The 22,180-nt window shown below is 74.6% G+C and carries 23 protein-coding genes; 11 read left to right on the forward strand and 12 right to left on the reverse strand.

What is annotated here, in order from left to right:
• The first annotated feature begins 158 nt into the window (after positions 1–158).
• Positions 159–977, forward strand: a complete 819-nt coding sequence (proC, locus tag AB0L34_RS19500) for a pyrroline-5-carboxylate reductase (protein ID WP_357451305.1) — start codon at positions 159–161, stop codon at positions 975–977.
• Positions 978–1,104: 127 nt separating this feature from the next.
• On the opposite strand, the gene AB0L34_RS19505 is transcribed toward proC, so the two are convergent.
• Both AB0L34_RS19505 and AB0L34_RS19510 read right to left on the reverse strand, forming a co-directional pair.
• Positions 1,105–1,542: a VOC family protein gene (locus tag AB0L34_RS19505; RefSeq protein WP_363705749.1), complete on the reverse strand. Its 438-nt coding sequence runs from the start codon at positions 1,540–1,542 to the stop codon at positions 1,105–1,107.
• A 1-nt stretch (position 1,543) separates the two neighbouring features.
• Positions 1,544–2,128 carry a DinB family protein gene (locus AB0L34_RS19510; RefSeq protein ID WP_363705750.1) on the reverse strand — a complete coding sequence of 195 codons (585 nt, stop codon included), beginning with the start codon at positions 2,126–2,128 and terminating at the stop codon, positions 1,544–1,546.
• A gap of 61 nt (positions 2,129–2,189) precedes the next feature.
• On the opposite strand from AB0L34_RS19510, the gene AB0L34_RS19515 reads away from it, so the two are divergent.
• Positions 2,190–3,149 carry a YafY family protein gene (locus tag AB0L34_RS19515; protein WP_363705751.1) on the forward strand — a complete coding sequence of 320 codons (960 nt, stop codon included), beginning with the start codon at positions 2,190–2,192 and terminating at the stop codon, positions 3,147–3,149.
• 123 nt (positions 3,150–3,272) lie between these two features.
• Here AB0L34_RS19515 and AB0L34_RS19520 read toward each other — a convergent pair whose 3' ends face one another.
• A complete protein-coding gene (locus AB0L34_RS19520) occupies positions 3,273–3,869 on the reverse strand; it encodes a flavoprotein (protein WP_363705752.1) in 597 nt (198 codons plus the stop codon).
• Between the two features lie 244 nt (positions 3,870–4,113).
• On the reverse strand, positions 4,114–5,406 hold the full coding sequence (locus AB0L34_RS19525; RefSeq protein ID WP_363705753.1) for a DUF1343 domain-containing protein: 1,293 nt from the start codon (positions 5,404–5,406) through the stop codon (positions 4,114–4,116).
• Positions 5,407–5,572: 166 nt separating this feature from the next.
• Here AB0L34_RS19525 and AB0L34_RS19530 point away from each other — a divergent pair, with 166 nt between their 5' ends.
• Positions 5,573–5,923 (forward strand): DUF2203 domain-containing protein, encoded by a 351-nt coding sequence (locus tag AB0L34_RS19530; RefSeq protein WP_357693221.1) that lies wholly within the window; start codon positions 5,573–5,575, stop codon positions 5,921–5,923.
• Positions 5,924–6,032: 109 nt separating this feature from the next.
• Here the strand turns inward: AB0L34_RS19530 and AB0L34_RS19535 are convergent, their stop codons facing one another.
• Both AB0L34_RS19535 and AB0L34_RS19540 read right to left on the reverse strand, forming a co-directional pair.
• On the reverse strand, positions 6,033–6,245 hold the full coding sequence (locus tag AB0L34_RS19535) for a heavy-metal-associated domain-containing protein (RefSeq protein WP_363705754.1): 213 nt from the start codon (positions 6,243–6,245) through the stop codon (positions 6,033–6,035).
• Positions 6,242–6,691 (reverse strand): nuclear transport factor 2 family protein, encoded by a 450-nt coding sequence (locus tag AB0L34_RS19540; protein ID WP_363705755.1) that lies wholly within the window; start codon positions 6,689–6,691, stop codon positions 6,242–6,244. Before AB0L34_RS19540 ends, AB0L34_RS19535 begins: the two co-directional genes overlap by 4 nt.
• A gap of 85 nt (positions 6,692–6,776) precedes the next feature.
• Between AB0L34_RS19540 and AB0L34_RS19545 the strand changes: the two genes are divergently transcribed.
• Positions 6,777–7,367 carry a TetR/AcrR family transcriptional regulator gene (locus AB0L34_RS19545; protein WP_357451333.1) on the forward strand — a complete coding sequence of 197 codons (591 nt, stop codon included), beginning with the start codon at positions 6,777–6,779 and terminating at the stop codon, positions 7,365–7,367.
• Between the two features lie 46 nt (positions 7,368–7,413).
• Here AB0L34_RS19545 and AB0L34_RS19550 read toward each other — a convergent pair whose 3' ends face one another.
• Positions 7,414–8,088, reverse strand: coding sequence for an NAD(P)-binding domain-containing protein (locus AB0L34_RS19550; RefSeq protein ID WP_363705756.1), 675 nt, complete (start codon positions 8,086–8,088; stop codon positions 7,414–7,416).
• Between the two features lie 206 nt (positions 8,089–8,294).
• Positions 8,295–8,789 (reverse strand): glutathione peroxidase, encoded by a 495-nt coding sequence (locus tag AB0L34_RS19555; protein ID WP_363705757.1) that lies wholly within the window; start codon positions 8,787–8,789, stop codon positions 8,295–8,297.
• A gap of 165 nt (positions 8,790–8,954) precedes the next feature.
• Between AB0L34_RS19555 and AB0L34_RS19560 the strand changes: the two genes are divergently transcribed.
• From AB0L34_RS19560 to AB0L34_RS19575, 4 genes are all read left to right on the forward strand, one after another.
• Positions 8,955–10,568 carry a glycosyl hydrolase family 18 protein gene (locus AB0L34_RS19560; RefSeq protein WP_363705758.1) on the forward strand — a complete coding sequence of 538 codons (1,614 nt, stop codon included), beginning with the start codon at positions 8,955–8,957 and terminating at the stop codon, positions 10,566–10,568.
• A gap of 235 nt (positions 10,569–10,803) precedes the next feature.
• Positions 10,804–11,286, forward strand: a complete 483-nt coding sequence (locus AB0L34_RS19565; protein ID WP_363705759.1) for a hypothetical protein — start codon at positions 10,804–10,806, stop codon at positions 11,284–11,286.
• An 86-nt stretch (positions 11,287–11,372) separates the two neighbouring features.
• A complete protein-coding gene (locus tag AB0L34_RS19570; protein WP_350712129.1) occupies positions 11,373–12,779 on the forward strand; it encodes a class II 3-deoxy-7-phosphoheptulonate synthase in 1,407 nt (468 codons plus the stop codon).
• A 55-nt stretch (positions 12,780–12,834) separates the two neighbouring features.
• On the forward strand, positions 12,835–13,854 hold the full coding sequence (locus tag AB0L34_RS19575) for a GntG family PLP-dependent aldolase (RefSeq protein ID WP_363705769.1): 1,020 nt from the start codon (positions 12,835–12,837) through the stop codon (positions 13,852–13,854).
• A gap of 160 nt (positions 13,855–14,014) precedes the next feature.
• Here the strand turns inward: AB0L34_RS19575 and AB0L34_RS19580 are convergent, their stop codons facing one another.
• Entirely contained in the window at positions 14,015–14,893 is an 879-nt protein-coding gene (locus AB0L34_RS19580) for a deoxyribonuclease IV (RefSeq protein ID WP_363705770.1), read from the reverse strand.
• 38 nt (positions 14,894–14,931) lie between these two features.
• Complete coding sequence (pknB, locus tag AB0L34_RS19585) at positions 14,932–16,923, reverse strand: Stk1 family PASTA domain-containing Ser/Thr kinase (RefSeq protein ID WP_363705760.1); 1,992 nt, start codon at positions 16,921–16,923, stop codon at positions 14,932–14,934.
• A 192-nt stretch (positions 16,924–17,115) separates the two neighbouring features.
• On the opposite strand from pknB, the gene AB0L34_RS19590 reads away from it, so the two are divergent.
• The gene (locus AB0L34_RS19590; protein ID WP_350712139.1) at positions 17,116–17,478 is read left to right on the forward strand and encodes an Rv2175c family DNA-binding protein; all 363 of its coding nucleotides are present in this window, start codon (positions 17,116–17,118) and stop codon (positions 17,476–17,478) included.
• A 127-nt stretch (positions 17,479–17,605) separates the two neighbouring features.
• On the opposite strand, the gene AB0L34_RS19595 is transcribed toward AB0L34_RS19590, so the two are convergent.
• Entirely contained in the window at positions 17,606–18,688 is a 1,083-nt protein-coding gene (locus tag AB0L34_RS19595; RefSeq protein WP_363705761.1) for a polyprenyl synthetase family protein, read from the reverse strand.
• A 9-nt stretch (positions 18,689–18,697) separates the two neighbouring features.
• Positions 18,698–20,200, reverse strand: a complete 1,503-nt coding sequence (locus AB0L34_RS19600; protein ID WP_363705762.1) for a helix-turn-helix transcriptional regulator — start codon at positions 20,198–20,200, stop codon at positions 18,698–18,700.
• A 315-nt stretch (positions 20,201–20,515) separates the two neighbouring features.
• Between AB0L34_RS19600 and metF the strand changes: the two genes are divergently transcribed.
• Both metF and AB0L34_RS19610 read left to right on the forward strand, forming a co-directional pair.
• Entirely contained in the window at positions 20,516–21,433 is a 918-nt protein-coding gene (metF, locus tag AB0L34_RS19605; protein ID WP_357451360.1) for a methylenetetrahydrofolate reductase [NAD(P)H], read from the forward strand.
• Positions 21,434–21,477: 44 nt separating this feature from the next.
• Positions 21,478–22,167, forward strand: a complete 690-nt coding sequence (locus AB0L34_RS19610) for a CDP-alcohol phosphatidyltransferase family protein (protein WP_363705763.1) — start codon at positions 21,478–21,480, stop codon at positions 22,165–22,167.
• Positions 22,168–22,180 lie beyond the last annotated feature (13 nt).

The following is a 22,180-nucleotide window of genomic DNA, read 5'->3' on the forward strand; positions in this document are numbered from 1 at the left end:
GACCGATCCCGCCGCCCCATCGCCGGGGGCGCCCCCCCCCCCCCGGGGGGGGGGGGGGGGGGCGGGGGCCCGCCCCCGCGGGGGGGGGGGGGGGGGGGGGGGGGGCCCCCCCCCCCCCCCCCCCCCCCCCCACCACGACAGGAGGGGGTACGCCCGCGATGTCGTCCGGGGTACACACGGTCGCGGTGATCGGGGCGGGCAAGATCGGTGAGCTGATGCTCTCCGGGCTGCTGCGTTCCGGATGGCCGGTGGACCGGCTGCTGGCCACCGCCCGCCGGCCCGCCCGTGCGGAGGAGCTGACCGCCCGCTACGGCGTACGGGTCGTCGACAACCTGGTCGCGGTGGACGAGGCCGAGGTGCTCGCCGTCTCGGTCAAGCCGCAGGACGCGGCGGCGCTGCTGGAGGAGATCGGGCCGAAGGTGCCCGCCGACAAGCTCGTGATCTCGCTCTGCGCCGGCCTGCCCACCAGCTTCTTCAACCGGCGGCTGCCCGACGGCACCCCCGTGGTGCGGGTGATGACCAACACCCCCGCCCTGGTCGACCAGGCGATGACCGCGATCTCCGCCGGCGCGCACGCCACCGGGGCGCACCTCGCGCTGGCCGAGGAGATGTTCAAGCCGCTCGGCTCGACCATCCGGGTGCCCGAGTCGCAGCAGGACGCGGTGACCGCGCTGTCCGGCTCCGGGCCGGCGTACTTCTACCTCCTGGTCGAGGCGATGATCGACGCGGGCATCCTGCTCGGCCTGCCCCGGCAGGTCGCGCACGAGCTGATCGTGCAGACCGCGATCGGCTCCGCGGTGATGCTGCGCGACTCCGGCGAGCACCCGGTGAAGCTGCGCGAGGCGGTCACCTCGCCGGCCGGCACCACCATCTCCGCCGTGCGCGAGCTGGAGAAGCACGGCGTACGCGCGGCGCTGCTCGCCGCGCTGGAGGCCGCCCGGGACCGGGCCCGGGAACTGGCCGCCCAGGCCGACTGACCCGTCGGAGTCCGACCTCGCGGGTCGGGACTCCGACACGTCTGTCGGCCGGTGGTCGGTACGACCGGCGCGGACGGATCGACGCGGTCCGGACCGCGTCGATCCGCCGGCACCGCCGCGCGGCTGGTCAGTCGAGGCAGAACTCGTTGCCCTCGGGATCGGCCATCACGATGTGACCGGCGCCGAGCGGGGGATCGGGATCGTGGCGCCTGAGCCGGGTGGCGCCGTGGGAGACGAGCCGCTCGGCCTCCGCCTCCAGGGCCGCCATCCGCGCGTCGCCGTGGAGCCCGGGGGCGGCGCGCACGTCGAGGTGCACGCGGTTCTTGGCCTGCTTCCCCTCCGGCACCCGTTGGAAGAACAGCCGCGGCCGGGAGCCGTCGGGGTCGACCAGCCCGGAGGCGTCGTTGCGGTTCTCGGGCGGCACGCCCATCGCCTCCAGTGCCTGCTCCCACGACTCGAAGCCCCCGGGCGGGGCCTGCAACTGGTAGCCGAGGGCCTCGGCCCAGAACGCCGCCAACCCGGCCGGGTCGGCGCAGTCGAAAGTGATCTGAACGTCGCGGGCCATCTCAGCTCGCCTCCCGTCGGGTCTGCCGGTCATTGTGCAGGTAGAGGTCGCGGAGCAGGCACACCTCGGCCAGATGGTGGATCAGCTCGCGGTTGACGTGCAGCACCAGCGCTGCCAGGGGGCGCTCGGCGTACGGCCCCTCGGCCGCCCCGCACGGGCGGGCGAGGCCGGTTTCGCCGAGGGACTCGACCCCGGCGAGCCACACGGCGTACTCCGCGTCGAGCTGGGCCAGCGCCGCGGTCGCGGTCGCGGCGTACTCGAACGACCGGTAGTCGGTGGGCGCGTGACCGAAGTGCGCGGCGTTGCGCGCCGCGAGCACGCCGACGATCACGTGCCCGAGTCGCCAGGCGATCGTCGTGACCGGTGGCGGGTCGGGCACCGGCACCGCGAAGTCGATGGTCATCGCGCCGGACCCGGCTCGCACCGGTGCGGTGCCGATGCCGCGCGGGCGCACGCTCCAGCAGCCCGGCGACGGCTCCCAGAAGTACTCGTCATCGGTGAGTCCGTCGAGACGACCGCGCAGCTGGCGGGTCCAGTGCCAGGTGAGCTGATCTCGGAGCAGGAGATTCCAGGTCTGGTCGGTCATGGTTCCAGCCTCCCCCAGATAGCGGACAGGATCGTTCCGCGATCTGTGGAACGATGAACGCGTGACCGTCGAGGCGACGACCGAGCGGGTGCTGCGGTTGCTGGCGTTGCTGCAGCGCCGGCCGTCCTGGACCGCCGCCGAGCTCGCCGCCGAGCTGGGGGTCACCGACCGCTCGGTGCGCCGCGACGTGGAGCGGCTGCGCGCGCTCGGCTACCCCGTGCACGCGACGGCGGGCGTCGGCGGCGGCTACCAGCTCGGCGCGGGCACCCGGCTGCCGCCGCTGCTCCTCGACGACGAGGAGGCGATCGCGACGGCGGTGTCCCTGCGGCTGGCGTCGGGGGGCACGGTCGCCGGGGCGGGCGAGGCGGCGCTGCGGGCGCTCGCGAAGCTCGACCAGGTGATGCCGCCCCGGCTGCGCGCCGAGGTGCGGGCGGTGCACGGCGCCACCGAGACCCTGGTCGGCCCCGGGGTCGAGATCGACGCGGAGCTGCTGCTGACGCTCGCGCGGGCCTGCCGCGACGCCGTACGGGTGCGGTTCCGCTACGCCGGCCGCGACGGCGGGGAACGCGAGCGCACGGTCGAGCCGGTGCGGATGGTCACCACCGGCCGCCGCTGGTACCTGATGGCCCTGGACGTCGACCGCGACGACTGGCGCACCTTCCGGCTGGACCGGATGCGCGAGGTGGTGGCGACGACCTGGCGCTTCCGGCCGAGAGAGCATCCGGACCCGGTCGCCCACGTGCAGCGGTCCGTGACCGAGGCGTCGTACCGGTATGTCGCCCGGGTGCGGGTGCACGCCCGGCCCGACCGGGTGCGGGAGCTGGTGCCGCCCCAGGTGGGGCGGGTCGAGGACGACCGCGACGGGTGGTGCGTGCTCGTCGTCGGCGGGGAGAACCTGGACTGGCTCGCCGTGCACGTGGCCCGGCTGGGCTTCGAGGCGGAGGTGCTGGAGCCTCCGGAGCTGCGGGAGGCCGTCGCCCTGCTCGCCCGCCGCCTCACCGCGATGGCCGGGACCGGCTGACGCCGGGCTTGACGGCCTTGCTGCCGGCGGAGGGCGTCGGCACCCACCTCACGGGTCCGTGGCGAACCCGGCCGGGCCGTCGGTGAGGGTGCCCGGGAACATGCCGTTCCACCGCGTGGTGGATCAGCCGGACCGCAGCGCCAGGTCGTCGGCGCGGTGCGCCCGGCCCGCGCCGGCCTGCGCGGGGACCCGGGCGAACCGCGTCCAGGCGGAGACCACCTGCTCGGCGGTGTGCCACGGGAAGGGGTCGCCGACCTCGTCCGCCGCCTCGGCGGGCCCGGTGACCGTCACGCCCCAGTGCCGCAGCCGCGTCAGGCTCTCCAGGAAGGCGGGGTGCCGGGCGAGCGCCGGCTCCGGGGCGGGCACGACGAGGACCGGCAGGCCGACGGCGGTCGCCTCGTTGAGCAGCCGCAGGGCCAGGTTGTCGTTGAGGCCGTACGCCCACTTGTTGACCAGGTCGAAGCTGGCCGGCGCGACCGCGTAGGCGTCGGCCGGCGGCAGCGGGTACAGCGTCTCCGGCTGCTCCTCCTCGTGCACCGGGTGGCGGGTGAGGTCGGCGAGCGCGGCCCGGTCGATCGCGGCCGTCGCGTCCGGGGCGGCGATGACGTGGACCTCCCAGCTCAGCTCCTGGCAGGCCGCGACGAACGGGGCGAGTCCGGCGGCGGGCTCGGCGCCGCAGACCACGAGGTGCAGGACAGGCGATCGTGACTTCCCGGGCATGACGCTCCTATCGGCGTGACGTGTCCCGCGCCAGTCGTGGCGAGATGCCGCCGGTCGTGCGGCGGGACGTCGATCGCCTGCGTCACCGGCGATCTCGCCGATCGAGTGGCTCCGGATGTCCGTGGGGGATCCCGAGAGCCGAGAGTATCGAGCCGGTCACCGACGTGAGCCCGTTTCCGGTGAACCGGCCGGACCGGCGGCGGCGGGCCCCCGAACAGCTGAGCGCCGGGTCAGCCGGACGTCCCTAGTAGAGCAGGTGGGGCGCCCGCCGCCGGTCGAACTGGGCCAGCTCGTCGGCCCAGGCGTCGACCACGTCCGCCACGTCGGCGCCCGCGTCGATCATCGTGCGCAGCCGCGGCGATCCGGTCAGCTTGTCCACCCAGTACGGTCGCGCGGCGTCCCACGAGTCGCTCCGCCACGCGAACGCCGGGTACTTGCGCGCCTCCACCAGCATCGCGACCGCCGTCCGGATCGGGTCGTACGTCGCCCGGTCGACGACCTTCACCTCCACCCCGGCGCAGAGCTTGTTGAGCAGTGCCGGCTTCTGCCCCGCCGCCGTCGGCGTGAAGTACGCCTCGCGGAACTCGACGCCGGGCAGGTCGCGCGCGTTGAGCCGGTCGGACCAGTGGTAGTCGAAGTCGCCGGCCAGGCCGCCGATCAGCTCGAACGGCCTGCAGGTGCCCCGGCCCTCGGTGAGCGAGGCGACGCCCTCGAACAGGCCGGTGCCGGGATAGACCAGCGCGGTGTCCGGGGTGGGCATGTTCGGGCTGGGCATCACCCAGGGCAGGTCGGTGTCGGCGGCCAGCTTGTCGCGCTTCCAGTGCCGGCACCGGACCACGTGCAGGTCGACGGGCCGCCCCGCCGCGGCGGGCAGGAACTCCGCGTTGAAGAACCCGGCCAGCTCGCCCACGGTCATCCCGTGCTGCTGGACGATCTCCTTCAGACCCACGCCTGAGGTGTAGGCGGGCGTCATCATCGGCCCGTAGGCCCGGCCGCCGACCGGGTTCGGCCGGTCCAGCACGACGTACCGCTTGCCGACGCGGGCGGCGGCCACCATCGAGGTGTACATCGTCCAGATGTACGTGTAGAAGCGGACACCCACGTCCTGGATGTCGAAGACGACGGTGTCGACGCCAGCCTCGGTGAACATGGTCTCCCACTTGGCCTGGGAGGCCCCGTACGCGTCGTAGACGGTGATCCCGGTGCGGGCGTCGACGCCGGTGCCCTCGCTGCCGCCGGCCTGCGCCGAGCCGCGGAATCCGTGCTCGGGGCCGAACGCCGCGGCCAGCCGCACCGCGTCCGAGGCGTGCATCAGGTCGACCAGGTGGCGGTAGGACGCGTCCACCCCGGTGGGGTTGGAGATCACGCCGACCCGCTGGCCGGCGAGGTCCGCGAAGTCGGACCCGACGAGGACGTCGAGGCCGGTCGCCACGCGGCGGATGCCGGGCACCGCGTTGCCGGGCGTGCCAGGGGCCGCCGCCGCGACCGCGCCCGCGGTCACCGCACCCGCACCGGCCAGGAACTTCCTGCGCTCCATGTCGACCTCCCGTCGGTTGCGTCGAAACTTAGCTACGCATTGATGCCCCGTCAAGGAAGGTTAGCTACATGGAGGGAGGCGGTGGGGACCGCGCGGTCCCGCGGCGTCCCGGCCGGCCGCCCGGACGTGGTGCTCCATACCGGACGTGGTGCTCCATACTGGCCCGGTGTTCACCCTCGCCCAGGCCCGCCACCTGATCGCCACGCTGCGCCCGCGCGTCGACGAGCTGATCCGGCTGCGGGCCGACCTGGCCGAACTGCGCGCCGACCTGGCCGACCGGGGCGCCAGCCCGCTCGGCGGACGGGCCGAGGTCAAGGGGCTGGAGGCCCGGCTGCACGCCCTCGTCGAGGAGCTGCACTCCCACGACATCCAGGTCAAGGGCATCGCGCCGGTGCTGCTCGACTTCCCCGGCGAGCGGGCCGGCCGGCCGGTGCTCTGGTGCTGGCTGGAGGGCGACACCGACGTGCGCTGGTACCACCGCGTCGAGTGCGGCTTCGCCGGCCGCCGCCCGGTCTGACCCGGCGGCGCGACGGCCAGGTCCACCACCCGGTCGGCGGCCTTCGGGCCGGCGCGGGGCGCGGCGCGCCGGCCGCCCGCCCGCCCGCCCACGGGGATCGCCGGGCGAGCTACCGTGGGTCGGTGAGCTCGTAGCCCGCTTCCTCGACGGCGGCGCGCACCTCGGCGACGGCGAGAACCCTGTCGCTGGTCACCGTGACCGTGCCGGCCTCGACGTCCACCGCCACGGCGGTGACGCCCCGCAGGCGCTCGATCTCCTCGGTGACGAAGGCCGCGCAGTGCCCGCAGGCCATGCCGCTCACGGCCCAGGAGGCGGTGGTCATGCCGACTCCGTCGGCAGGTCGCGCGCCCGCGGTGCCGGCTGGCCCGGAGCGGGTCCGGGATCGGCGGGCACGGCGCGGGTGAGCATGTGCGACCGGCGCATCCGACCGTCGGGGGTGAACTGTCCGAAGAAGTGCACCTCCATGGCGAGGGGCCGCTTCGGGTTGTCCACGTGCAGCGTGTACCGCGCGGCGACGCGGTCCCCGTGCGCCAGCGCCTCGTGCACCTCGATGCGGCTGTCGAGCCCCTTCCTGCGCACCGGGCGGGTGTGCGCCACCAGCTTGTCCCGGTCCATCCGGTGCCCGTCGGCGATCTGGACGATGTCGGGCGTGTGGTAGCGGTCGACGATCAGCCCGGCGTCCTCGTCGCTGCCCAACAGGTCGGCGGTGAAGGAGGTGAAGAAGTCGGCGATGAACCCCTCGGGGTCGGTGTCATGGCGTGGACGCATGGCGCTCCCGTCTCGCGATAGCTTCGGCACAACTCTTACAGCTTGTAAGATATGGACGCCCGACAACTTTGGCAAGATGTAAGAGATGACCTCGTCTCCGAAGCGCCGCGCCGACGCCCTGCGCAGCAGGGCCGCCGTCCTGGACGCGGCCGTGCGACTCCTCAGCGCCCATCCCGACGCGAGCGTCGAGGCCGTCGCCTCGGCCGCGGGGGTGACCCGGCAGACCGTCTACGCCCACTTCTCGTCCCGGCAGCAGTTGCTGGCGGCGGTCCTCGACCGGGTCACCGAGGAGGTCGTCGCCGCGATGGACGCCGCCGACACCGACACCGGACCGGCCGCCGACGCGTTGCTGCGCATGCTCGACGTCAGCGCCCGCGAGGCCGGGAAGTACCGCGGCCTGCTCCAGGCGATCAGCGCCGTGCCGGTGAGCCCGCAGGCCGACCAGGAGCGTCACGCGCCGGTCGTGGACCGGCTCAGGCGGGTGGTGCGGCGCGGGCAGGAGGCCGGAGAGTTCGACGACCGGCTCCCGGCCGACTGGTTCGTCGCGGTGGTCGTCAAGCTCGGCCACGCCGCGAGCGAGGAGGCCGACGCCGGCCGGATGTCCGAGGCGGACGCGACGGCGGCGCTCCGCACCAGCCTGCTCCGCGTGCTCGGCGCGCCCACCCCGCCCGGGTGAGCGGCACGTCCGGCGGTGGCGGTCCGGGGGTGACGGCGGCGCCGACTCAGCGGGTGGCGGCGGCCAGGGCGGCGCGCACCGTGGCGGCGTCGGCCGGCGCCTCGCGCTCCCAGTTCGCCGGGTCGGCCGAGTAGATGGTCCCGTACGCCGGCGTGTCCGGCTGGTAGCGCCAACTCTCGGCGAGCGACCCGGCGTCGACGGCGTCGTAGCCGATCCGGTCGAGGAAGGCGGTGGCGTCGGCCTTCGCGCCCGCGTCGTCGCCGCCGACCGGCAACGCGCTGCGGTCGGCGGCGCCGGCGGGCCGGGCCAGCGCGTGCAGGTGCTTGAAGAAGATGTTGTTGAAGACCTTGACCACCCGCGACCGCGGCAGGTGCCGCTGCAGCAGCTCGCTGCTGGTGACCGAGCCGGCGTCGAGCTCGGGGAAGGTGCCGTCCCGCTCCGGGTAGTAGTTGTTGGTGTCGAGCACGACCTTGCCGGCCAGCGGCTCGACCGGCACGTCCCGGTACGCCTTGAGCGGGATGGTGACGACCACCAGGTCGCCGGCCTCCGCCGCCTCCGCCGGGGTGGCCGCCCGGGCGCGGGCGCCCAGCTCGTCGACGAGGTCCTTGAGGGTCTCCGGGCCGCGCGAGTTGCTCAGCACCACGTCGTAGCCGGCGGCCACCGCCAGCCGTGCCAGCGTCCCGCCGATGTGTCCACTGCCGATCAGTCCCACAGTTGTCATGTCGGTCCCCAACTCCGCTCGTTGCGGCCGTATTCCCTATCGGCGTGGTCGACAATTCCCGCCGTCGCCGCGCTGGCGGCAGGGGGAGCGCGGCCGGCGGCGGCGATGGGTGGCCCGTACGCCCAACGTACCGCCGACCGTAGTCCGGGGGACGCGTAGCGGCACCGTTCCGTCCACGGGGGAGCCGAGCCGGCGCCGGGTGGTGGTCAGGCCGCCGGGGGCAGCACCTTCTCGATCGCGGCGCGCAGCTCGGCCGCGTCGGGCTGGACGGTCGGCGCGAACCGGGCCGCGACCGTGCCGTCCGGCGCGACCAGGAACTTCTCGAAGTTCCACCGCACGTCGCCCGTGTGTCCCTCGGCGTCAGGGGTGCCCACCAGCGCGGCGTAGAGGGGGTGGCGGTCGGGGCCGTTGACGTCGACCTTCTCGGTCAGCGGGAAGGTCACCCCGTAGTTGACCTGGCAGAAGTCGCTGATCTCCTCGGCCGTGCCCGGCTCCTGGCCGGCGAACTGGTTGCAGGGCACGCCGAGCACCACCAGGCCGCGGTCGGCGTACTCGTCGTGCAGCGCCTGGAGGCCGGCGTACTGCGGGGTGAGGCCGCAGCGGGAGGCGACGTTGACCACCAGCAGCGCGCGTCCGCGGTGCTGCGCGAGGGTCGCCGGGCCGCCGGTCAGGGCGTCGATGTGGGTGTCGAAGACGGTCATGGGCCGAGGTTACGCGCCGCCGCCGGGTGCGCCGCGGGGGCCGGGCGGAGCCGACCGCGCTCCCACTGGAAATCGATGCATGTACATCTTGACGAAGTGATGACGACGTGAGTAGCGTCGCAGCATCATTTTGGAAAGTTTCCTAACTGTTTAGGGAGACGCCACATGAAGAGATCGCTCCGCCGGGCCCTCTGGGTCGGTGCCGTCATGGCGGTGACAGCCGCCACGGTCCCGATGGCCAGCGCGTTCGGCGACGGCAGCGTGACCGCCGCGTTCGCCAAGACGCAGGACTGGGGGACCGGTCACGAGACGCGGGTGACCATCACCAACGGGTCGAGCTCCTCGGTCAGCACCTGGCGCATCGAGTTCGACCTGCCGTCGGGCACCAGCATCAGCAGCTCCTGGGACGCCGACGTCACGCGCACCGGTGACCACTACGTCGCGGTCAAGAAGAGCTGGGCCGGCCCGCTCGCGCCGGGTGCCACCTTCAGCTGGGGCTACAACGGCACCGGCGCGTACAAGGCGCCGTTGAACTGCACGATCAACGGCGTGGCGTGCGGTGGCGGCAGCACCCCGCCGCCCACCACCGTGCCGCCGACCACGACGCCGCCCACCACGCCGCCGCCGACCACCCCGCCACCCACCACTCCGCCGCCGGACCCGGGCGGCAAGAAGGTCGTCGGCTACTTCGCGCAGTGGGGCGTCTACGCCCGCAACTACCACGTCAAGAACATCCACACCAGCGGCTCGGCCGCCAAGCTGACCCACATCCTGTACGCCTTCGGCAACACCACCGGCGGCCGCTGCACGATCGGCGACAGCTACGCCGACTACGAGAAGGCGTACACCGCGGCGGACAGCGTCGACGGCGTCGCCGACACCTGGGACCAGCCGCTGCGCGGCAGCTTCAACCAGCTGCGCAAGCTCAAGAAGATGTACCCGAACCTCAAGGTGATCTGGTCCTTCGGCGGCTGGACCTGGTCCGGCGGCTTCACCCAGGCCGCGCAGAACCCGGCCGCCTTCGCGGAGTCCTGCTACAACCTGGTCGAGGACCCGCGCTGGGCGGACGTCTTCGACGGCATCGACATCGACTGGGAGTACCCGAACGCCTGCGGTCTCACCTGTGACAGCAGCGGCCCGAACGCCTTCAAGAACGTGATCAGCGCAGTGCGTACGAAGTTCGGCTCGTCGGCGCTGGTCACCGCCGCGATCACGGCGGACGGCAGCGACGGCGGCAAGATCGACGCCACCGACTACGCCGGCGCCGCACCGCACCTGAACTGGATCATGCCGATGACCTACGACTTCTTCGGCGCGTGGGCGGCCCAGGGTCCCACGGCCCCGCACTCCCCGCTCTACTCCTACCCCGGCATCCCGCAGCAGGGCTTCTGGTCCGACGCGGCGATCCAGAAGCTCAAGAGCAAGGGCATCCCGTCCAACAAGCTGCTGCTCGGCATCGGCTTCTACGGCCGGGGATGGACCGGGGTGACCCAGGCGGCTCCGGGCGGCAGCGCCACCGGGCCCGCCCCGGGCACCTACGAGCAGGGCATCGAGGACTACAAGGTGCTCAGGAACAGCTGCCCGGCGACGGGCACCGTCGGCGGCACCGCGTACGCCAAGTGCGGCAGCAACTGGTGGAGCTACGACACCCCGTCGACCATCAACGGCAAGATGACGTACGCGAAGAACCAGGGCCTCGGTGGCGCGTTCTTCTGGGAGCTCTCCGGTGACACCGGCAACGGCGAGCTGATCGGCGCCATCAAGGGCGGTCTCGGCTAGGCCGCAGGCCGACGCACCACCCACCCGGCGGGGAGGGACCACGCACCGGTCCCTCCCCGCCCGGCCGTGCCCCCTGGCACCCGCCCCCGCCCGCGGGCGCCGGCGACCGGCGCCGCCGCCGGACGGGGACCGGCGGCTCCGGACCGGTTCGGGCGCGGCGGACCGCCAGGCACGTCGGTCGATGTGACAGACTCGCCGCTCAACGGGCTCGATGTCCACGGCGACGGAGGTGGCGATGCGCGCGACGCACGGGAGGCTGGCGGCGGGCGCCGTGCTGCTCGGAACCCTGCCCTTCGCCCTGCTCGGCTGCGGCATCGGCAAGGAGGAGGACCCGGCGACCAAGCCCGGGCGGGCCCCGGCCGAGGAGGCCGCCGCCAAGTCGCGGGAGCGGGTGCAGGCGTACCTCGACGCGATGACCGCCAAGGACGTCGCGGCCGGCCGCAGCCAGCTCTGCGCCGTCCTCCAGGAGGGCTTCGACGCCGCCGCGACCGGCCCGAACGGCGACTTCGCCGACCACTTCACCGTCTCCCAGGCCGAGATCACCGACATCCGCCCGGGCCCCCAGGGCCAGGAGGTCATGACCACGGTCTCGGTCAAGGCCGGCTCCCGCACGGTCGCCCGGCCGCTGCTGTTCACGGTCACCCGCGATGGCGCCGACTGGTGCATCGCCGCCGAGGCGCCGGGCGGCCACTCCCCGGCTCCGGCCGCGACGCCCTGACCTGCGCTCCGGTGAGTCATCTCTCACCTGCCGGAACCCTGCCCTCCGCCCGTCGGCCGCCCGGTCGGTCGCCGTACGCTTCTGTCATGCGCCATGAGTGGCATCAGCTGAGCCATCCCGCGGTGGGCAGCCCGGGGCTGCAGACCAGCCGCCCGACCATCGACTCCGCCGAGGACGCGGCCCTCGGCCTGGACCGCTGGCGGGAGCTGCCCCGCGCGCAGACCCCGCCGTGGCCGGACCCGGCCGGGGTCGCCGAGGTCTGCAAGGTGCTCGACACCGTGCCCTCGGTGGTGGCGCCCTACGAGGTCGACCAGCTCCGCCAGCGGCTCGCGCTGGTCTGCGAGGGCAAGGCGTTCCTGCTCCAGGGCGGTGACTGCGCGGAGACCTTCGCCGACAACACCGAGAGCCACCTGCTGGCCAACGCCCGCACCCTGCTCCAGATGGCGATCGTGCTCACCTACGGCGCCTCGCTGCCCGTGGTCAAGGTCGCCCGGGTCGCCGGGCAGTACACCAAGCCCCGGTCGCTGCCGACCGACGCGCGCGGGCTGCCGGCCTACCGCGGCGACATGATCAACTCGCTGGAGGCCACGCCGGAGGCGCGGGCCGCCGACCCGCAGCGCATGATCCGGGCGTACGCGAACTCGGCCGCCGCGATGAACATGCTCCGCGCGTACCTGGCCGGCGGGCTGGCCGACCTGCACGCGGTGCACGACTGGAACAAGGGCTTCGTGAAGAACTCGCCGGCCGGCGAGCGATACGAGGCGATCGCCCGGGAGATCGACCGGGCGCTGGCGTTCATCCGCGCCTGCGGGATGACCGACGACGAGGCCCTGCGCACCGTCACCCTCTACTGCTCCCACGAGGCCCTCGCCCTGGAGTACGACCGGGCGCTCACGCGGGTCTCCGACCGCCGGGCGTACGGCCTGTCGGGGCACTTCCTGTGGATCGGCGAGCGCACCCGGCAGATCGACGGCGCGCACATCGACTTCATCTCCCGCATCGCCAACCCGATCGGGGTCAAGCTCGGCCCCACCACCACGCCGGACGAGGCGATCGAGCTCTGCGAGAAGCTCAACCCGGACAACATCCCCGGCCGGCTCACCCTGATCAGCCGGATGGGCAACCACAAGGTCCGCGACGCCCTGCCGCCGATCGTCGCCAAGGTGACCGCCGCCGGCGCCAAGGTGGTCTGGCAGTGCGACCCGATGCACGGCAACACGCACGAGTCGTCCAACGGCTACAAGACGCGGCACTTCGACCGCATCGTCGACGAGGTGCTCGGCTACTTCGAGGTGCACCGGGGCCTGGAGACCCACCCCGGCGGCCTGCACGTCGAGCTGACCGGCGAGGACGTCACCGAGTGCCTCGGCGGCGCCCAGGGCATCGAGGACCTCGACCTGCCCGACCGGTACGAGACCGCCTGCGACCCGCGACTGAACACCCAGCAGTCGCTGGAGCTGGCTTTCCTGGTGGCGGAGATGCTGCGTGGCTGAGCTTCCTGCGAGCGCGAGGAGTGAGCCTGCGAGCCCCGCAGTCGCGAGCGAAGGCCTGATCGACCTCCGTTCCGACACCGTGACCCGGCCCACGCCGGGGATGCGGGAGGCGATGGCCACCGCCGAGGTCGGCGACGACGTCTACGGCGAGGACCCGGCGGTCAACGCGCTGGAGGCCGAGGTCGCCGCGCTCTTCGGGCACGAGGCGGCGCTGTTCGCCCCGACCGGGTCGATGGCCAACCAGATCGCCCTGCAACTGCTGGTGCCGCCCGGCAACGAACTGCTCTGCGACGCCGACGCCCACGTGGTGACGTACGAGATCGGGGCCGCCGCCGCGTACGGCGGCATCTCCTCGCGGACGTGGCCGGCGGTCGGCGCGGACATCGACCCGGACGCGGTCGCCGCCATGATCCGCCCGGACGGCTACTGGGCGGTCCCCACCCGCGCGATCGCGGTGGAGCAGACCCACAACCGGGGCGGCGGCGGGGTGATCCCGCTGGCCACCCTGCGCGAGCTGCGCCGGGTCGCCGACGACGCGCGGGTGGCGCTGCACTGCGACGGCGCCCGGATCTGGCACGCGCACGTCGCCGACGGCGTGCCGCTGGCCGAGTACGGCGCCCTCTTCGACACCCTGTCGGTCTGCCTCTCCAAGGGGCTCGGCGCGCCGGTCGGCTCGCTGGTCGTCGGCAGCGCCGAGCAGATCGAGCGGGCCCGGTTCATCCGTAAGCGGATGGGCGGTGGGATGCGGCAGGCCGGCATCCTCGCCGCCGCCGGCCGGTACGCGCTGGCCCACCACGTCGACCGGCTCGCCGCCGACCACGCGAAGGCGGCCCGGCTCGCCGAGGCGATCGCCCCGTTCGGGGTGCTGGCCGGCACGGTCCGCACCAACCTGGTGCCGCTGGACCTGACGAAGGCGCCGCTGGACGCGCACGCCCTGGCCGCCGCCGCCCGCGCCGAGGGCGTCCTGGTGTCGGTCCTCGGCCCCCGCGTCGCCCGCCTGGTCACCCACATGGACGTCGACGACGCCGGCATCGACCGGGCCGTCGAGGTCGTCACCCGCATCCTCCGGGGCTGACGCCCGGCGCGGGTACGCGGGACCGAGCCGTTACGGAGGCCACGGCGCGTCCGGGATCCCGGGCGGCTGGGGGACCCCCGGCGCGCGGGGCCGGGCCGCCGCAGGCCGGACTCCGCCCAGCTCCGGCCCGTCGGACCGGGGGGCGGAGCCGGGCGACGTCTCAGGGGTGCAGGCGTTTGAGGGTGGCGATGTCGACGGCGTGGCCGACGTGCTTCTCCGTCGGGGTCTCCACCACGACCGGGACGCCGGCGGTGGCCGGGTGCGCCATCAGCTCGGCGAACGCGGGCTCGCCGATGGTGCCCTTGCCGATGTTCTCGTGCCGGTCCCGGGTCGAGCCGCACAGGTCCTTCGAGTCGTTCGCGTGCACCAGCCGCAGCCGCCCGGCCCCGACCGTCGCCACCAACGTGTCCAGCGTCGCGGTCATGCCGCCCTCGGCGGCTAGGTCGTGCCCCGCTGCCCAGGCGTGGCAGGTGTCGAAGCAGACCCCGAGCCAGGGATGCCCGTCCACCGCGTCGAGGTAGGGCCCGAGCTGTTCCACCCGGGAGGCCAGCGACCGGCCGCCGCCCGCGCTCGGCTCGACCAGCAGCCGCGGGCCGCCCGCCGCCTCCGCCTCGTCGAGCAGCGGCAGCAGCGTCTCGCGGACCTGCCGCATCGCCGCGTCGGCGTAACTCTCGTCGACCGCGCTGCCGGCGTGGAAGACCACGCCCTCGGCGCCGATCGCCCGGCCCCGGCGCAGCGCGTGGGCCAGCGTCTCCGCCGAGCGCTCGACCGTGTTGGCCGTGGGGGAGCCGATGTTGACCAGCAGCGACGCGTGGATGAAGACCGGCAGGCCCCGCTCGCCGCAGCCGTCGCGGAACAGCGTGTCCTGGGCGGGGTCGCCGGCCGGCAACGCCCAGCCCCGCGAGTTGGAGACGTAGACCTGCACGACCTGCGAGCCGGCCGCGTCGGCGTACGGCAGGGCCGCCTTCGCCAGGCCGCCGGAGGTGGGCGTGTGCGAGCCGACCGGCCGGTGCTGCGCCGTCCCGTCCTGCGCCGTCATCTTGTCCTGCGCCGTCATCTCGTGGTGTTCCGGCATCGTCACAGGCACCCGATGGTGACCTGGGTGCCCGGCGGCACCTGCGTGTTCTCCGGCGGGTTCTGGAAGCGGGTGATGCCGTTCGGGTTGAACTGGATCACCACCGGGAACTGCTGGCTCTCCAGCACCTGCTTGGCCTGCTGGCACGGCAGGTCGATGACCCGGGGCACGGGGACCAGCGGCGGGCCCTTGCTGATCTCCAACTTGACCTTGGCGCCCGCCTCCACCCCGGTGCCGTCCGCCGGGCTCTGCCCGAGGACCTCGTCCCTGGGCTTGTCGGAGTCCTTGTAGGTGGGCGGCTCGACCAGCACCAGGCCCAGCTGGGCGAGGATCGTCCGGGCCTCGGCCAGGCTCTTGCCGACCAGGTTCGGCACCGAGATCGGGGCCTTGCCCTTGCTCAGGATCACGGTGACCTTGTCGCCCGGCTTGACCTCGGTGCCCACCTTCGGGTTGGTGTCCACCACGACGCCCGCGGGCAGGTTGTCGTCGTAGCGGGCGGTGCCCTTCGCCACCACCAGCTTCGCGTCGAGCAGGTCCGCCTCGGCCAGCTCGAACTCCTTGCCGACCACGTCGGGCACCGGGAAACGCTCCGGCCCCAGCGAGAGGGTCAGCGTGATCGTGCCGCCCTTGACGACGCGGGTGGCGGAGGCCGGATCCTGCGCCAGGACGGCGTCCTTCGGGACCTTCTCGTCGTAGCGCGGCTCGGCGTAGGCGAGGGTGAAGCCGGCGCGGGCGGCCTGCGCCTCCGCGTCGGCCTTGCTCAGGGTCACCAGCTGCGGCGCCACCGTGTAGCGGCCGACCCCGAACCACCAGCCGCCCCCGGCGGCCACGAGGCCCAGCACCACCACGGCGGCGATGACCGCCATCCGGCCCCGCGGGTCGCCCATCACCCGGGCGCGCAGCGCGGACAGCCGCGACCCCAGGCTCTCGTCCTCCTCGGTCGCGGCCCGGCGACGGCCCGCCCGCGGAGCGCCGCCCTCGGGCAGCCGGGCCCAGGCCGGCCGCTCGGCCGGCTGGACCGCCGCGACCACCATCGTCGGCTGGGCCACCGCCGGCTCGTCGGTCACCCGGCGCAACACGGCGGTACGCGTGTTCGCGTTGCCCAGGTCGTCCCGGGCCACCTGCACCTCGGCCAGCAGCGCGCCGGCGTCGGTCGGCCGGGCGCCCGGATCACGTCGGGTTGCCCGGGCGACCAGGTCGTCCAGCGCCTTGGGCAGGCCGGGCACCAGCGTCGACGGCGCCGGGACGTCCCGGTCGACGTGCTGCCAGGCGACGTCGATCGGCCGGTCCCCGTCGTAGGGCACCCGGCCGGTGAGCATCTCGAACAGCACGATGCCGGCGGAGTAGACGTCGGTGCGGGGGTCGGCGTGCCCCTCGGTGACCAGTTCCGGGGCGACGTACGCCACCGTGGCCATCAGCTGGTTGCCGTTCTCGTCGTCGGCGCTCGCCTCGACGGCCCGGGCCAGCCCGAAGTCGGCGACCTTGACCACGCTGTCGACGAGGTTGCCCGTGCCGCCGGTGGGTGCCTCGGCGACCAGCACGTTCTCCGGCTTCACGTCGCGGTGCACCAGCCCGGCCCGGTGTGCGGCGGCGATCGCGGCGAGCATCTGCTCGGCGATGGCCAGCGCCTCGTCGGGGTCGAGCCGGCGCCGCTCGGCGAGCACGTCGCGCAGGGTGCGACCGCGGACGTACTCCATCACCAGGTAGGGCAGGCCGGCGTGGGTGCCCTGGTCGTAGACCGCGACCACGTTCGGGTGGGTCAGCCGGGCGATCGTCTTCGCCTCGTCGGTGAACCGCTCCACGAAGCTTGCCGCCCGGGCCTGGGTCTCGGGCGCCTGGGACGGATGAATGATCTTGACCGCCACGGTGCGCTCGAGGCGCTCGTCGGTGGCGGTGTACACGGTCGCCATGCCGCCACGAGCCACGCGACCGCGGATGCGGTAGCGCCCGTCGATCAGCGAGCCCAGCAACGTGTCGGCGACCTGTGTGTCCATCGGCAGGGAGTCTATGTGCCCGGAGGGTGAAGGTTGAACAGGATGGTACAGCCGGGCTACGACGGAAGCCTTCCCGTCGCGCTCGCGCCGCCTGTCCGACCTGCTCAGTCGCCTCGTCGGGGTGCCGTTGGTCCCGGCCGGCCGGCATGGCAGGGTGGTCGGGTGACCGACTCCGTACCCGCCGACCGGGCCGTGCCCGCCCCCGAGACCGCCGGCCCCGCCGACGCCGCCGACTGGCTGACCCTGCCGGACGTGGCCGAGCGCCTCGACGTGTCGATCAGCAAGGTCCATCAGATGATCCGGGACCGCGAGCTGATCGCGGTGCGCCGCGACGGCGTCCGCCGGATCCCGACCGACCTGGTGGCCAACAAGACCGTGCTCAAGCACCTGCCCGGCGTGCTCAACCTGCTGGCCGACGCCGGCTACGACGACGAGGCCGCGCTGCGCTGGCTCTACGAGCCGGACGAGACCCTCCCCGGCGCCACCCCCGCGAAGGCGCTCGCCGGCGACCAGGCCCGCGAGATCAAGCGCCGCGCCCAAGCCCTCGGCTTCTAACCCTTCCCCGCCCCGTCCCTCCCTCCCCGCGATCGTGCACTTTACGCCCCGGCATTCCCGGCCATACGGGACACGGGGCCGAACGTGCAAGATCGCGTGCGGGGTGGGCGGGCGGGGTGGGAAGCGGTCAGTCCGTGCGGCGGGTGGCGGCGATGGCCAGGTCGACCAGGGACTGCCGGGCCTCGGTCTCCAGGTCGACCGTGGCCAGCGCGGCCAGCGCGGCGTCGGTCAGCACGGCGATCCGCTGCTCGGTACGCGCCAACGCGCCGCTGTCGCTGATCATCTCCCGCAGCCGGGCGACCCCGGTCTCGTCCAGCCCGGGATCGCCGAGCCCGCCGAGCAGCAGCTCGCGCCCCGCCTCGTCCGTCGCCTCCAGGGCCGCCGCCACCAGATAGGTCCGCTTGCCCTCGCGCAGGTCGTCGCCGGCGGGTTTGCCGGTCTGGGCCGGGTCGCCGAACACCCCCAGCACGTCGTCGCGGAGCTGGAACGCCTCGCCCAACGGCAGCCCGTACCCGGAGTACGCCGCCAGGACCTCGGCCGGCGCGTCGGCCAGCGCGGCGCCGAGCAGCACCGGCCGCTCGACCGTGTACTTCGCCGACTTGTAGCGGGCGACCTTGCCGGCCCGCTCCAGCGAGGTGTCGCCCGTGGCCTGGGTCAGCACGTCGAGGTACTGGCCGACGGTGACCTCCGTGCGCATCTCGTCGAAGACGGGCCGGGCGCGGGCGACCGTGCGCGGGTCCAGCCCGGAGGAGTGCAGCAGCCCGTCCGACCAGACCAGGCAGAGATCGCCCAGCAGGATGGCCGCGGCGTCGCCGAAGCCGTTCGCGTCGCCGCCCCAGCCGGCCGCCTGGTGCCGGGCCGCGAACCGGCGGTGCACCGCCGGCTCCCCGCGCCGGGTGTCGGAGCGGTCCATCAGGTCGTCGTGGATCAGCGCGCTGGCCTGCACCAACTCCAGCGCCGCGAGAGCGGTGACGACCTGGTCGGAGTCCACCCCGCCGGCGCCCCGGTAGCCCCAGTAGGCGAACGCCGGCCGCAGCCGCTTGCCGCCGCCCAGCACGAACGCCTCGATCGCCTCGGCGACCGGCATCAGGGCGTCGTCGACGCCGGTCATCCAGGTGCGCTGGCCGGCCAGGAACTCGGCCAGCGCCTTGTCGATGCGTTGACGCAGCCCGGCACGGTCGACCGGGGAAACGGGAGCAGCATGGGTCACCCCACGACGCTAGCCGGTCGGGCTCGCCCCCGTCGCACCGCCGGGTGCCCGACGCGCCGCGCGCGTCGCCGGACCCCGCCGGCCGCCCGGTCCGGGCGGCGGCCCAGGGCGGGGCAGGTACGGGCCGGCCGTCGCGACCAGCGCCCGGTAGCGCCGGACGGCCGGCTCGCCGCCGTGCCCGGCCAGCCGCCGCCGCACCTCGGCCAGGTGGCCCAGCGCCCGGGGCGACCCGGCGCGCACCGCGTCGAGCAGCGCCTCGCCGGCCACGGCGCAGGCCCGCTCCACCTCGCCGAGCTGGAGATAGCCGCGGGCCAGCCAGCCGCCGTAGATCGCCGAGGTGCGCGGGCGACCGGGCTGCCGGACGGCGTGCAGCGGCGCCTCGGCCGGGCGCGGCCGGCCCAGCGCGACCAGCGTCCGCCCGGTCATCGCCGCCAGCTCCAGGCCGTCGAGCCAGTAGAGCCACGGCGGTTCACGGCCCGGCTCCGGTGTGTCGGTCACGCGGCGGGCCGCCTCGAGCGCCTGCCGCGCCGCCCCGGCCCGACCCCCGGTTGCCGCGGCCAGCGCCACCCGGTGCAGCAGCAGGGCGCGCAGGCCGGGGGTGGCCCACGGCCGCGCCCCGGCGTACGCCGTGCGGGCCAGCACCAGCGCGCCCTCCGGGTCGCCCACGCCGGCGAGCAGGTGGCTGGCCGAGCCGAGCACGTGCCCGGCGAACGCCGGGTCACCGGCGGTCGCGGCGGCGCGTAACGCCAACCGGTAGGCGTCCAGCGCGCCGGCCGCGTCCCCGGCATCGGCGGCGAGCCAGCCGGCGAGCTGGGCCGACCCGGCCAGCTCGGGCAGCAGCCGGCGGCGCGCGGCCGGCCCGGACCCCGCCAACGCCCGCACCGCCCGCCCCAGCCGGTACGCCCCGAGCCCGGCCAGGTCGGCCCCGCCGGCGAGGTCGTCGAGCCGGCGCAGCTCCGCCAGCCGCACCGGCCGGGCACGCGGCCGGGCCGGGCGGGGCCCGGGGCGGTCGGCCACCACCGGAGCCGCCGGCCGGGCCGGGACCCGAGGCGGCGCGCCGGACCCGACCGGGCGGTCCCGGTCGTCGGCCGGTTGCCCGGACCCGGCCGGGCAGGTCTCGGCGTCGCCCGGGTCGTCGGCCGCTCGGGCGGGCGCGCCGGGCAGCAGCGCGGCGCGCGGGTCGACCAGCCAGCGCTGGGCCAGGGCGAGCAGCGCCGCCCGGGACCGGGACCCGCCGAAGGACGGCGGCGGACCGAGGCGCCGGGTGCGGGCCGCGGCGTCGGCCAGCAGGTCGAGCGGCACCGCGAGGACGACGGCGAGCCAGCCGAGCCAGAACTCGCCGGGGACCCGCAGCTGCCGTTCCCACCGGGAGACCTCGTGCCGGCTGAGCGTCGGCACCCCGGAGGCGGCGCAGAGCTCGGCCGCGAGCCGCAACTGGCTCCAGCCCCGGGCCAGCCGGAGCTGGGCGAGCAGCGGCCCGAGCAACTGCGGAGCGGGTGGGGGCGGCGTCATCGGTCCTCCGGGCGGGGCGTCGGCGCGGGCGGCGGCGCAGGCCCGGACGGGACCCGTGCGTCACCGGTGGAAGGCTGACCCCCGCGCGTGCCCCCGGCAGGTCGACCTCCGGCCGGCCCGCCCCGCGCTGCACACATGACTACTCCGGGGGTACGACGCTTTCCGGACCGTTCGGTCCCGAGCCGCAGGGCGGGGCGTCGACCGGCGCCGGCCGCTCGGTCCCGGCGCGGTGGGGCGCGTCGACCCGCGCGCGGCCGGCGTCCCCCGCTGTGGGAAGGTCTCCGGCGCGGCGTGCCCGCCCGCTAGAGTCGTGGGGTGGCGCTCGGTCTTCCCTCGGTCCTCCCCAATCCGCAGCCGGCGATCGGGGAGCTGATCCGTGACCACCAGCCGACCTTCTCGTTCGAGTTCTTCCCGCCCAAGACCGAGCAGGGCGAGCGGCTGCTGTGGCAGGCGATCCGCGAGCTGGAGTCGCTGCGTCCCTCGTTCGTCTCGATCACCTACGGCGCGGGCGGGTCGACCCGCGACACCACGGTCGCGGTCACCGAGCGGATCGCCACCGAGACCACCCTGCTGCCGATGGCCCACCTGACCGCGGTCGACCACTCCGTCGCCGAGCTGCGCCACGTCATCGGCCGGCTCGCCGGGGTCGGGGTGCGCAACGTGCTCGCCGTGCGGGGCGACCCGCCGGGCAACCCGGGCGGCGAGTGGGTCCGCCACCCCGAGGGCGTGCTCTACGCCGAGGACCTGGTCCGCCTGGTACGCGACGCCGGCGACTTCAGCGTGGGGGTGGCGGCGTTCCCGTACAAGCACCCGCGCTCGCCCGACGTGGCCAGCGACACGGAGCACTTCGTCCGCAAGTGCCGGGCCGGCGCCGAGTTCGCGATCACCCAGATGTTCTTCGACGCCGACGACTACCTGCGGCTGCGCGACCGGGTCGCCGCGGCCGGCTGCGACACCCCGATCCTGGCCGGCGTGATGCCGGTGACCCAGATCGGCACGATCGAGCGTTCCGTGCAGCTCTCCGGGGCGCCCTTCCCGCCGGCCCTGGCCGAGCGGTTCTCGGCGATCGCCGACGACCCGGAGGCGGTGCGCCGGCTCGGCATCGAGCAGGCCAGCGAGATGTGCCGGCGGCTGCTCGACGAGGGCGTGCCGGGGATCCACTTCATCACCCTCAACCGCTCCACCGCGACCCGCGAGGTCTGGCACAACCTCCAGGTCGGCGCGCGGGTGTGACCGCACATGCCGCGACACCTGAGCGCCGCCGCGACGGTTGATCCGTGGTGGGCACACAGCTGAACTGGGACGACTACGCCACGGCCTGGGCCCGGCTGCACGGGGGCTTCGACCCGCGGGCGGCGGCCCCGGTCGTCCGCGCCTGGCTGCGGTTCGCCTACCACGTCGGGTTCGTGCTGGGCCGGCTCCGGGTCGGCCCGACGCCGGTCACCGTGGTCGGCGTGCTGCTCTGCGCCTGCGTGCCGCTGTTCGCCGTACGGCCGCAGGACGGCCCCTTCCTCGGGGCGCTGTTCGTGCTGCTCGCCGCGGTGGCGGACAGCGTCGACGGCGCGGTGGCGGTGGCCACGAACCGCACCACCCGGCTCGGCTACGTCTACGACTCGCTGGCCGACCGGCTCGGCGAGGTCGCCTGGCTGGCCGCGTTCTGGCTGATCGGGGCGCCCGGGGCGCTCGTCGCGACCGCCGGCGCGCTCTCCTGGCTGCACGAGTACGTGCGCGCCCGCGCGGTCTCCGCCGGCATGCGGGAGATCGGCGCGGTGACCGTGGGGGAGCGCCCCACCCGGGTCTCGGTCGCCCTGGTCGGGCTGCTGCTGGCCGGGCTGACCGGGCTGATCGAGCCGGACCTGGCGGCCGGCACCATCACCATGGCGACCGCCGTCTGGGTGCTGCTGGCCGGCTTCGGGCTGGGCCAGCTCCTCTCCGCCGTCCGCCGCGCCCTGATCGAGGCCGGCTGACCGTGCGCCGCCC

Source organism: Micromonospora sp. NPDC052213 (assembly GCF_040679695.1).
In the GTDB taxonomy this organism is placed as follows: domain Bacteria; phylum Actinomycetota; class Actinomycetes; order Mycobacteriales; family Micromonosporaceae; genus Micromonospora.